Source organism: Sphingobacterium sp. UBA7249 (assembly GCF_002472835.1).
GTDB lineage: Bacteria > Bacteroidota > Bacteroidia > Sphingobacteriales > Sphingobacteriaceae > Sphingobacterium > Sphingobacterium prati.
Map to the genome: position 1 here is coordinate 1 of NZ_DKST01000013.1, position 12,297 is coordinate 12,297.

Here is a 12,297-nt window from a genome sequence, read left to right on the forward strand (position 1 = left end):
TGCCTGTGAACTTGACCGATTGTTTTTACAGGACAGGGCACAGCAAGCCTAAAAATGGTAGAATCGTCTACCGGAGAAAGGACATCGCATGCAAAAACAACCGCCGGGGCATGGGTTTATTGTTATTTACAGTATTTCGGTGCCCGGAGGAAGGGATTTCAGATCCTATCCAGAACCGGGCAGATGCCGGGGAAAAGCAATAGGAATGGAGCACGGGGGCGGAGCCAGCGGACTGGAAAGGTTATAGAAACGGGGGGCTCATGGGAAAAGGGGGCCAAAAGCATAGGACTGGCTAACAGAAATCCATCGGGGATACAGTGAGAAGACAGGAGAATGGGACGTGGACGTGAACAAAACAGAGGCCCCCGGCCGAATAGGCAAAGGGCCGAATAGGCAACGGGCCAGAACCGAAAATCTTCCAATGAGCCGGACCACTCCGGATCAGGGCGGTCGAATCTTGGGCAGGCATAAAAACCGCAGCCGGAAACAGGCCGTAAAGACGACAGAACGACAAGGCAAAAGCAGCAGCAAAAATACCAATACAGTTCCTGTGTTTAGTTAGGTTTTACTTAGGTTTTGTTTAGGTTTAGTTTAGGTATTCTTTAGGTAAAAGCTAATGGATACCTAACTAAATCCTAACCTAAGTATAGCTTATTGCTAAGTTAATAATAGACTTATCTTTAAAAAATACCAGACCTGGTATACCTACAGGCAAAAGCATCCTTCTTCCCCTCCCAGTCAGAACTGCTTCATATCAGGGTCGGGACAGCTTCGGAATGAATCCGTACCCTTTCCGTGCTAACTCCATAATGAGTCCGAGTCTAACACGTTAGAACAGCAGTAGCAGTCCGGTCGATCCATGCTAACATCTGCACTCAGACGTCTTTAAAGCCCGATTCGATCCCGAGCGGATCTCGAATCGCAGCCGAAAGAACTTCAAAACAGCCTAAACACTCGGATTAAATCGCTGGAAATGCAGTTTTTCGGAAAAGAAACACATAAAAATTGAATTTGCTAAACATAAAAATGCTATAAAGCGGACTACATTATTGTTACAACAATAGCTGACGATATTTATCAAAAAAACCTTGTTTATCTATTTTTTTATGTAGATTTATCTTCTCATAATAACGCCCAAAGTGATGAGCAGAACTACCCTGAAAGATATAGCTTTAGAACTCAACATTTCTGTTTCAACAGTTTCCAAAGCACTGTCAGACAGCTACGAAATCAGCGAAGCAACAAAGAAAACAGTGCAAGAATACGCTAAAAAGCATAATTTCCATCCCAATAAGTTAGCCCGAAGTTTAAAAATTGGAAAATCAAATACCATTGGGGTTATTGTTTCAAATATCAGTAATACATTCGTTTCACAGATTCTCGATGGAATTCAGATCGCTTCTCAACAAACTATCTACGACATCATCTTCATGCAGAGTAGAGAAGATGAACGCATCGAAAAGAATTGCATAGATGTATTAAGAATGCGCGGTATCGACGGTTTAATGATTGCCCCTGTTTCTTCCGGTTCAAACATCGAAGAACTTAAGGAACTTATTAAAGCTCGAATACCCGTCGTCATATTTGATCGAATCAATCACAAATTGGATACATTCAAGGTTGGCGTCAATAATTTTAAAGGGGCCTACGATGCCACACAACACCTTATTCAACAAGGAAAACGGAATATATTACACATCACAGGAAAGAATTTAGGCGTAGCCGAGGAACGGCTAAATGGCTTTAAAGCCGCCTTATCTGATGCTAACATCCCTTTTGATGAAAAACATTATATTGAATGCGGGTTTAACAGCACCGTTGATTTGGATAGTAGAATAAAAGAAATAATAATCAAGGAATTTATTGATCACAAAAATATCGACGCAATTTTCGGAGCAACTGATGTGATCACAACAAGAACATTGGGTATTTTGGCCGAACTTCAAATAGAAGTTCCGACGGAAGTTGCTGTCATTGGATTTTCTAATACTCAAATCGCTGCCTCATTAAATCCTGCATTGTCTACAGTGGTACAACCCGCAACTGAAATTGGTGAAATAGCAACAAAAAAACTGATTGACACCATCAATCAAACACGACCAATTCACGAATTTGAAACCATCGAACTTCCGACACAACTTATCGTAAGAAAATCTTCACTATAATCCCTCTTCGTTTTACATGGAGAGAATAAAAAAAAGACAGTCAGTAGATAATACCCTAAAAACTATTATCTGCTGACTGTCTTTTTTCTATTTGGCAGTACTCTTGTTAGCGAAAACAAACAATCCGACCATTATTGAGGATTACTCGCCAGCAATGCCATATTCCAATCCCCGCAATTCAGCCAAACCTCTCAGTCGGCCAATAGCCGAATAACCAGGATTTGTCACTTTATTAAGATCGTCCAGCATCTGATGCCCATGATCAGGTCTAAAAGGAATAGCAGTAGATCTCAACTGATTCTCAGCGACCAAAATTTGCATAATTTTATACATATTCACATCTCCATTCAAATGATCTGCTTCATAGAAGCTACCTATGACATCTTTCTTTACATTCCGCAAATGAACAAAGTTTACACGTCCTTTGACTTGATCCAATATAGCCGGTAAATCATTAGTCTGGCTGGCTCCTAATGAACCTGTGCAGAAGCAGATACCATTAAATTGTTGAGGCACTTCCCTTAAAATATACTCGAGATCTTCACCATTACTCGCAATACGTGGTAAACCCAAAATCGGATACGGCGGATCGTCAGGATGGATCGTCATACGAATACCATCGGTTTCACATTGCGCAGAAATTCCATTTAAAAAATAAATCAAATTTCTCCGTAAGCCATCCCTTCCTATATGTTTATATGTATCTATGCTCGCCTTTAATGCATCCAACTCTACACTTTTTTCCCCTGGAATCCCCATCAGCACAACATCTGTCAAGTTCTCCTTTTGCTGTTCGGAAATTGTACCAAAACGTTCAGTAGCCTTTCTGACAATATCTTCCGAATAATCCTTTTCAGCAGATACCCGTTTTAAAATAAAGATATCAAAAAGAGCCAGGTCAATCCAGTCAAAATAAAGCGCCTTTGAGCCGTCTGCCATCGTTAGATCCAATTGGGTTCGGGTCCAATCCAGCACCGGCATAAAATTGTAACATACGGTTTTAATGCCGCACTGCGCCAAATTAGCCAATGTCTGGTTGTATTTAGCGATATATTCATCAACTTTAGGTCCTTTGGTCTTAATTTCTTCATGAACCGTTACGCTCTCTACCACCGACCAAACTAAACCGGCTTCTTCGATAATACGTTTTCTTTCTTGAATATCGGCTAAGGGCCAAACCTCACCGTGAGGAATATGGTGAAGCGCTGTCACAATACCGGTTGCACCAGCCTGTTTAACATCCTGTAGGGATACTGGATCGTTGGGACCGTACCAACGCCATGTTTGTTCTAATTTATTCATTTCAAAGTTTCGTTAAACACCACACCATGCATTAAAGCCGCCATCCACAAAGACAGTTTCTCCGGTTACAAATGCTGAGGCATCGCTCAACAAATAGATTAAAGTTCCTTTTAACTCCCGTGGATCTCCCAATCGGTTGTAAGGTGTTCCGTTAAGTATCCGTTTGGTGCGTTCACTATAACTCCCATCTGGATTTATCAATAGATTTTTGTTTTGCTTTGTCAGGAAAACACCCGGAGCAATGGCATTGACTCGTACCTTGTCACCATAACGTTGTGCAAGTTCCGTTGCCATCCATTTTGTATAACCATCAATACCATGTTTGGCAACTGTGTAGCCCAACACCCGTGTAAATGGGCGACTTGCTGTCAAGGACGAAATATTGACGATTACTCCTTTTCCGCTCTCTGCGATTACCCTGCCAATAATATGTGTTGGAATAATGGTTCCGTAGAGATTAAGTTCAATCGCTTTAATTGTATCCTGAATATTGCTAGCGAACAGATCCTGGTCAACTCCTATTGTTGCTCCAGGAATATTTCCGCCGACAGCATTCACTAATCCATCGATTCGCCCCCATTTTTCGAGGATCTCATCTTTTGCTCTACTGACATCCTGCTCGTCCATGATATCAACTTCGACAAATATCGCCTCTCCGCCGAGAGATTCGACCTGTTTTACGCGTTCTGCTCCGATCTGATCATTACGTCCAAGAATAGCTATTTTTGCTTCTGCCTCAGCTAGTGCTTCTACAAATGCCTCGCCTAGAATTCCTGTACCACCCGTAATGACAACAACCTTATCTTTTAATGAAAACGGATTATTATTCATGTGTTTCTTTTTCAAATTGGTATTTATTCCCAATTTTATTGATAATAACCTTAATTACAAAAAAAAGTAATTGATTTAATTACGATAACGTTTTAGTTAACATTATTCTATTTTTTCCTTTTGCTCTATTGTTTCATCATCAAACAGAATTCTTACCGAGGGGGTATAGGTATCATCATGCTGTCCTGACTTATTTGCCCAGAAAAAAGCACATAAAAATACCAGTGCTAATAAGACACTACAACCAATTAGAATATACATAATTTCCATGAGAACTATAGTTTATGACGTTTTGCATACCATCTCGTCATTAAGCTGGTAAATGAGATAATCGTAACTGTACTGATAGGCATTAAGATGGCCGCGAATAAGGGCGACATAATCCCCTGAACAGCAAAACTCAGCCCGATCACATTATAAAGTAAGGAGATAGCAAAACTCATATGGATTACTTTCACAGCATCCTTACTGAAAGCAAAGAAATTTGATAATTTTCCAAATGATTCGCCATCGAGAATCGCGTCACATCCAGGCGAAAAGTTATTGATATCATCACTTACGGCAATTCCCAGATCAGCTTTACGCAGCGCACCGGCATCATTTAATCCATCCCCGATCATACAAACATGTTTTCCCTCCTGTCGAAATCTTTGAATACGTCCAAGTTTTTCCATTGGCGATTGATTGAACATTAAACAAGCATTCGATGGAAAAATTAATTTTAGCACATCCAATCGACGATCATTATCACCAGATATCAGATGAAGACCATAATGAGGTTTGAAATCTTCGATCAAGGCGGACAGACCAGTTCTCCATGCTTGTTCCATTGTAAAATATCCTTTTAATTCTTCACCAATGCGTATGAATACAACAGATCCATCGATCTTTATGTTTTCTATATTTAAAAAATTGGCACTCCCGATTTTGACGATTTGTCCTTCAACCGCTGCTTCCATCCCTTTTCCCGGATATTCCTTAAAATTCCACACAGCAATATCCGATGACACGTCCAGCCATTTTACGATCTCCCTGCTCAGGGGATGACTGGAGTTTCGGCACACTGCGTTGAGCAGCATTTTTTCATTTGTGGTAAGTGTACCCTCAAAATAAATTGATGTTGCTTTTGGTGAAGAAATGGTTCCCGTTTTATCAAAGACGATTGTATCTATCGTAGCCATCTGTTCGATCGCTGCTGTATTTTTGACATAGAACTTGTTTCTATCGAAAATACTTAATGCCGCAGATAGGGTAAATGGAGAGCTCAACGCCAATGCGCAAGGACATGCGATAATTAGCACTGCCGTAAAAGCCCCCCAAGCCCTATTAGCATTTTCATCTACAGCCCAATATAGTGCTGCAAAAAGAGCGATAGCCAATAAAACAACAGTAAAATATTTACTTATAAAGTTGACAAAAGTCTGAAAATGCTCGTCATAATCTTTATAGTTTTCATTATTCCATAATTTGGTTAGATAGGATTGCGAAATCGGCTTAATGACCTCCAGTTCTATCGCCTCTCCCGTCTGTCGACCTCCGGCATAAACAATCTCCCCTAATGTTTTACTTACAGGACTTGATTCCCCGGTTACAAAACTAAAATCAATCGCTGCATCACCTTTTAGCAATATGGCATCTGCTGGGATAATCTCATTATTACGGACAAGGATACGATCGCCAATACGAATATCGGCCAATTGCACAGGTTTGTCTCCTAGCTCATTAAGCACAGTGACTGCGACGGGAAAATAACTCCGATAATCACGTTCAAAAGAAATATGGTAATATGTCCGCTGTTGTACCCACTTTCCGATGAGAATAAAGAATACTAGACTACATAGGGTGTCTGTAAAACCCGCTCCCGTTTGTGTTATTACCTCGAAAGCAGAACGTAGGAATAGTACTAATATTCCCAAGGCTAATGGAACATCAAGGTTTAATCTCTTTTGTTTTAAACTAACATAAGCTGACTTAAAATAACCTGAAGCACAATACAACAAAACTGGTAAACCAAAAGCTAAATTAATGTAACCGAAAAAACTGGCATACTCCTTTTCAAATACACCCATACCAAAGTAATCCGGAAAACTGAATAACATCGAATTTCCGAAACAAAATCCAGCTACGGCAATTTTGGCAACCAAAGGATTCAAGTTATTTTTATTCCCCTCTTTAATGACATCCTGTAAAGTAATCTTAGGATTATAACCAATATTCACCAATAGATGTACTAAGTCTTTTAAGGAAAGTAGGGTATGATTAAAGGTAATACTAGCCTGTTTTTTCATAAAGTCCACGCGGGACTGCAGAACGTTTGGGTTTAATTTATAAAGATTTTCAAGTAGCCAAATACATGAACTACAATGAATAGCGGGAATATAAAAGGTAATGATAGTCATCTTTTCATCCTGAAAATCCACTAATTTAGCTGCAACTTGTGGTTCATCCAAGTACGAAAAGTCCTCCTGCGTTGTTTTATTGGATTTTCCCGGATGCTGATTATAACGATAATATTGTTGCATGCCGCCATCTTGTAAAACCTGATATACGGTTTGGCATCCCAGACAGCAAAAATCATGGTCGTCAAGGTGATATCCTGTTTCTTCGATCTTGTCTCCACAATGGAAACATATCTCGGTCAGCTTTATTTCTTCCTTAGTTTCGGCCATACCGCTAATTAAATTGCTTCACTAAATAATTGCGTTTTTGAACGAAGATTCAACAAACGCTGGTCAAAAGCCATACAGATATTCCGTAAAAACGAACGTCCTGTTGCAGTGCATCGAATCAGGTCATTCTCAATGCAGACTAAACCGTCTTGAACCAATGTTGACAACTCTTCCATAATCTGTTCCGCTAAATAGGATGTAGGATTCAAACGTACTTTACCTTTACACATCATATCAAGGATATAACGCCTTATGATCAGATCTTCCCGGTTGAGTATATGCCCCTTTACAACTGGCAATACGCCTGAGGCGATCAGTTTGTGGTATTCCTCAACAGTTTTCACATTCTGAGCGAAGCCACCCCAGGCATCGCTAATCGAAGACACGCCAATACCAATCAACAATGGGCTAAACCGATCTGCATACCCCATAAAATTGCGGTGCAAACGTTCCTGTTGGAAAGCTAAATAAAGCTCATCCTCTTTTTTTGCAAAATGATCCATGCCAATATCTGCATACCCCTCTGCCAGGATCATCCTTTTTCCGAGATTATATAATGCTAATTTAGCAGTACCCTTCGGCAAGTCAGCCTCCGTATAATGCCGCTGCCCAGGTTTTAACCAAGGTACATGCGCATAACTATAAAACGATATGCGATCCGGCCCGAGCAGCATGGATTTTTCAATAGTATCCCGCACAGACGCTATAGTCTGCTTGGGCAATCCATAGATCAAATCGAAATTAATAGAATCAAATCCGATTTCCCTCGCATTCAGCATGATCTCTTCCACCTCTTCAAAAGACTGGTGCCTATTAATCATAAACTGCACCAACGGATCAAAATCCTGTATGCCCAAACTCAGACGGCGAAACCCCAGATCAAAAAGGACCTGTAGATGTGCGGTTTTGGTATTGGCAGGATGCGCTTCGAATGAAAAAGAGCTTTCCCCCGCTACATTGACATGTTTTAGAATTCCTTCAATCAATAATTTCAGGTTTTCAGGCTGAAAAAATGTAGGCGTGCCCCCTCCTAGGTGTATTTCTGACAACAAAGGTTTTTCACCATTGAAAACTGCCAAATACATCTCCCACTCTTTCAAGAGAGAGGTGATATACGGTAGTTCAACCTGATGATTTTTTGTGATACGCGTATTACAGCCACAGTAGGTGCATAGACTTTCGCAAAAAGGAAGGTGTATATATAGACTCAGTCCCTTATCTTTTGACTGCTGGAAAGTACGGTATACTTGCCCCTTCCAAGCTTCGGTAGAAAATGTTCTCTCGTCCCAAAATGGAACTGTTGGATAACTGGTATACCGTGGCGCCGCAACATTATATTTCTGCACCAACTCCTCCATAGATTTTTCTTGTGTACTCATTGAAAATTATTTTTTGCACAATCATTTAAACAACAGCAAGCTTTACCGACACATTTTTCCATTCCCCAAAGATTGAGATTTCGAACAGTCTGTTCTGCCAGTCCTTTTGGGCTTTGATCCTCAAAAGGCGCATTGGCAATCTGAATTCTCAGATCACCCGCTTTGACCAAATCAATATGGGATGTATGCTTACTTCTTGTCATGATCCTGTTGATTCCTAATTCTTTTAAATTAAGTAGCATTTTGTCATCCAAAATATCTCCCCCAGAGATGACAACCGCATCCTTTCCGCGCGCGTAATTTTGCGTTTCAAGATTCAATCCATTTGAAATCAAGGTTAGATCATGCTGTTTTGCATTGGCCAATGCCCAAAACTCTTTTTCAAATGACCTCACATTATATACAACTACTTTCATTTTGAACGCTACAATCAACCTATATAAGTTTATCCTAATAACAAAAGTAAATCATAGCTAGGCCCAAAAACATGATACATGACCATACCTAACAATGATATATATCACAATTATGCAAAAAGGGCGTTCCCGGTGAATTCGGGGACGCCCTTTTTTGTATGTAAGATTTAAATGATCCGAAGCAGCTTCAGGCCAATCTATTTGCTTTAATTGTTAAGTGAATGATCACTGTTTTACATCGCGCAGGTTTTTAATGGAATTGATATAAATCTTTCCTTTTTCTTTCGAGATCAACTTTTCCTCTCTAAAATCAGAAAGCATACGGGACACTGTTTCATTTGCCGTACCCGCTATCGAAGCAATCCCATCTCTGGTGATATCAATTGAACAGGTATTAACCTCATTGATATTAACTCCACTTTTTTCGGCCACACTGATCAATGCATTGGCTACACGTTTGCGGACAGAATGGTATGCGAACCCCAACAATTGTTCTTCTTTTTCACGGAGGTCTACGGAAAGTAATTTAATAAACTTGCTGGCTATTGCTGGTTTTTTCCATAAGAGTTCCAGAAAAGCATCTTTGGGGATTAAAATAATTTCACTCGGCTCAACAGCCTCTGCATAATCTTCGTAGTTTTCATTCAATAGGACAGATCCATAGCCAAAATAATTACCTTCTATAAAGATGCCAGTGGATAGCTCACGTCCATCTTTATACGTTTTAAAGCTTCGAATCTGCCCAGATTTCACATAGTAAACGTAGGTAGGCGAATCGTCCTTTTCAAAGATTGACTGTTTCTTTTTTACTGCTTTCACCCGAGAGTTGGTGATCAATTCCTGAAGTAATAAAACTTGTTCTTCTGCACTCAGCTGTAAATCGTAGTCTTCTTGCGCCTCGGCAGACAGCTGTTCATGTTTTTTCAGTCGAACTTCAATTGCGTTCATCAGTTCGACATCATCAAAAGGTTTGGTCAGGTAATCGTCAGCTCCCATCTCCATTGCCTTGCGCATATCCGCGCGTTCGGCTTTGGCGGTCAGAAAAATAAAAGGAATTTTTGAAGTACTCTCTATTTTACTTAACATAAGCAGTACACCATAACCATCCAATTCGGGCATCATAATATCACAGAGAATTAAATCAGGAATATGTCGGGTTGCCAAATCAACGCCTATCCGGCCGTTCTCAGCCGTAATGACATCATACCGTCCAGTCAACTCCAAAATCTCCGTTGTTCCCTCTCTAATATCAATATTGTCTTCAATGATTAGAATTGTCTTTTTATTTTTCATCTCTCAATAATTATTGATGAGTGTTTATTGCCATTACTTTCAATTAACTTTTTACACTCAGTTCTTCATTCGTATTTATAGTCATTTGGATGCACAAATCCTTACCATTTATGATGTACAAGCCTATCATTCTACTATCGATCAGATGGAATTTAAATCTTATCAAAACTGACTTTAAATGATGTTCCCTTATGCACTTCCGAGACAAACTCCATTTTACCCTCCATAAGTTCGATATATCGCTTCACTATATTCAGTCCCAATCCAGTGCCCGGAATATTTCCGGTGTTATGTGCTCTGAAAAAAGGCTCGAATAAATGCACCTGATCCTCTTCGGGAATACCAATACCGTTATCTTTTACAGAAATTGAACAACCATCATGATCAATACAAGTCGTAAATTCAATTAATGTATCCTCGCCCGAATATTTGATGGCATTGGAAATCAAATTCACCAGTGCATTTTTCAATAAATTCTGATCCAATGAAAAATGGCCGATCTCGCCTGTATGCTGATAGACAATATGCTGATTTTTCTTGCAGATCAACTGCATTTCCTCGGTAATTTCCTCAGCTAGTTCAACCAAATTTATATACTGTCTGTTCATGACCACGATACCTGCCTCCAATTTTTCCAATGACAGAAAGTCGTTCAATATACTGGTCAGGAGCTGCACTGCACCTTTGATTTTGTTCGTATGTTTAATAATATTCGCTTTATCATCGGGGCGATCCGCATATTTTTCAATCAGCGAAGCGGACAGTTGGACAGAACTCAACGGTGTGCGAAACTCATGTGAAGCCATGGATACAAAGCGCGATTTAAGCTGATTAAGCTCAATTTCTTTCTCCAGTGATTTAGAGACTTCAGCCTTTGCTTTTTCCAATTCAGAAACCAACGCTATTAAATCACGCGTCCTTTCACTGACTTTATGTTCCAATTCGGCGGCATGCTGTTTTAGCATATCTTCCGCAGCCTTTTCACGTGATAAATCGTGGATAAATCCAGTAAAAATATTTTTATCTTTAAGCCAGACCTCACTCACGGCCAAGCGGAACGGAAAAGTTTCTCCGTTCTTCTTTAGTCCCATCACCTCCCGGCCGATCCCGATAATTTTCTTATGTCCTGTCGTTTGATAATTATGGAGATAACTATCATGATTACCCCGATCAGGTTCGGGCATTAACATGGAAACATTATGTCCTATAACTTCTTCAGCGTTGTAACCAAACAATTCCAGAGCAGCAGGGTTAATGCTTTCCACATTCCCCCTGTTGTCTATGGTAATAATTCCATCGATGGCATGGTCTATTATCGCTGCTAAAAGCCTTCCGCTTTCCATGATCACTTTTATTTTACCAATTTTTTGTATTTAATACGATGGGGAGTTACATCACCCAAACGTTTTTTACGGTTCTCCTCATATTCAGTGTAGTTACCCTCAAAGAAATAGACTTGAGAATCACCTTCAAAAGCGAGAATATGCGTACAGATACGATCCAAAAACCATCTATCGTGAGAAATTACCACGGCACAGCCGCCGAAATTTTCCAAACCTTCCTCTAAAGCACGTAATGTATTAACGTCAATATCATTAGTTGGCTCATCGAGTAGAAGCACATTTGAACCTTCTTTTAATGTAATTGCCAAATGGACACGGTTGCGTTCTCCACCAGACAGTACACCTACTTTCTTTTGTTGGTCAGCACCGTTAAAATTAAATTTAGACACATAAGCTCTGGAATTTACAGAGCGATTGCCTAGGATCATATTATCGTTACCCCCAGTGATATTCTCCCAAACAGATTTTTCAGGATCAAGGTCATGATGCATCTGATCGACGTAACCCAATTTAACAGTCTCCCCCACTTTGAACGATCCCGTATCCGGAGTTTCCTGTCCTGTGATCAGGCGGAATAACGTTGTTTTACCTGCACCATTTGGTCCGATGATACCAACAATACCGGCAGGAGGTAACATAAAACTTAAATTTTCAAACAAGATACGGTCACCATAAGCTTTGGAAATATCGGTTGCCTCAATGACAGAATTACCTAAGCGCGGTCCCGGTGGAATAAACAATTCCAATTTTTCTTCACGCTCTTTGGTTTCTTCAGAAGCTAACTTTTCATAGTTGTGAAGACGGGCTTTCGATTTGGCATGACGGGCTTTTGGAGCCATACGTACCCACTCCAGTTCACGCTCCAATGTTTTTTGACGTTTAGTTTCTTGCTTTTCTTC

Annotated in this window: 12 protein-coding genes; 3 read left to right on the plus strand and 9 right to left on the minus strand. The window is 40.1% G+C overall.

All coding sequences use genetic code 11. The features are described from left to right. The first annotated feature begins 54 nt into the window (after window positions 1-54). The 3 genes from B4A24_RS09105 (at window position 55) to B4A24_RS09115 (ending at window position 2,165) form a co-directional block, all read left to right on the plus strand. Complete coding sequence (locus tag B4A24_RS09105) at window positions 55-321, plus strand: hypothetical protein (RefSeq protein WP_293944462.1); 267 nt, start codon at window positions 55-57, stop codon at window positions 319-321. Between the two features lie 25 nt (window positions 322-346). Continuing rightward, window positions 347-562 (plus strand): hypothetical protein, encoded by a 216-nt coding sequence (locus B4A24_RS09110; RefSeq protein ID WP_293944463.1) that lies wholly within the window; start codon window positions 347-349, stop codon window positions 560-562. A 580-nt stretch (window positions 563-1,142) separates the two neighbouring features. Next, entirely contained in the window at window positions 1,143-2,165 is a 1,023-nt protein-coding gene (locus tag B4A24_RS09115) for a LacI family DNA-binding transcriptional regulator (protein WP_293944464.1), read from the plus strand. Between the two features lie 141 nt (window positions 2,166-2,306). Here B4A24_RS09115 and uxuA read toward each other — a convergent pair whose 3' ends face one another. From uxuA to B4A24_RS09160, 9 genes are all read right to left on the minus strand, one after another. Beyond that, window positions 2,307-3,467, minus strand: coding sequence for a mannonate dehydratase (gene uxuA / locus B4A24_RS09120; protein WP_293944465.1), 1,161 nt, complete (start codon window positions 3,465-3,467; stop codon window positions 2,307-2,309). 12 nt (window positions 3,468-3,479) lie between these two features. Beyond that, window positions 3,480-4,298, minus strand: coding sequence for an SDR family oxidoreductase (locus B4A24_RS09125; RefSeq protein ID WP_293944466.1), 819 nt, complete (start codon window positions 4,296-4,298; stop codon window positions 3,480-3,482). 102 nt (window positions 4,299-4,400) lie between these two features. Then, entirely contained in the window at window positions 4,401-4,568 is a 168-nt protein-coding gene (gene ccoS / locus B4A24_RS09130) for a cbb3-type cytochrome oxidase assembly protein CcoS (RefSeq protein ID WP_293944467.1), read from the minus strand. A gap of 5 nt (window positions 4,569-4,573) precedes the next feature. Next, entirely contained in the window at window positions 4,574-6,967 is a 2,394-nt protein-coding gene (locus B4A24_RS09135) for a heavy metal translocating P-type ATPase (RefSeq protein ID WP_293944468.1), read from the minus strand. An 8-nt stretch (window positions 6,968-6,975) separates the two neighbouring features. After that, window positions 6,976-8,346, minus strand: a complete 1,371-nt coding sequence (gene hemN, locus B4A24_RS09140) for an oxygen-independent coproporphyrinogen III oxidase (protein ID WP_293944469.1) — start codon at window positions 8,344-8,346, stop codon at window positions 6,976-6,978. Then, window positions 8,343-8,762 carry a lactate dehydrogenase gene (locus B4A24_RS09145; protein WP_293944470.1) on the minus strand — a complete coding sequence of 140 codons (420 nt, stop codon included), beginning with the start codon at window positions 8,760-8,762 and terminating at the stop codon, window positions 8,343-8,345. The genes hemN and B4A24_RS09145 overlap by 4 nt, the downstream gene beginning before the upstream one ends. Window positions 8,763-8,987: 225 nt before the next feature. Next, window positions 8,988-10,055: a response regulator gene (locus tag B4A24_RS09150; RefSeq protein WP_293944471.1), complete on the minus strand. Its 1,068-nt coding sequence runs from the start codon at window positions 10,053-10,055 to the stop codon at window positions 8,988-8,990. Between the two features lie 152 nt (window positions 10,056-10,207). Further along, the gene (locus tag B4A24_RS09155) at window positions 10,208-11,398 is read right to left on the minus strand and encodes a PAS domain-containing sensor histidine kinase (protein WP_293944472.1); all 1,191 of its coding nucleotides are present in this window, start codon (window positions 11,396-11,398) and stop codon (window positions 10,208-10,210) included. A gap of 8 nt (window positions 11,399-11,406) precedes the next feature. Then, window positions 11,407-12,297: ATP-binding cassette domain-containing protein (locus B4A24_RS09160; RefSeq protein ID WP_293944473.1), on the minus strand; the 891-nt coding region annotated here is incomplete at its 5' end.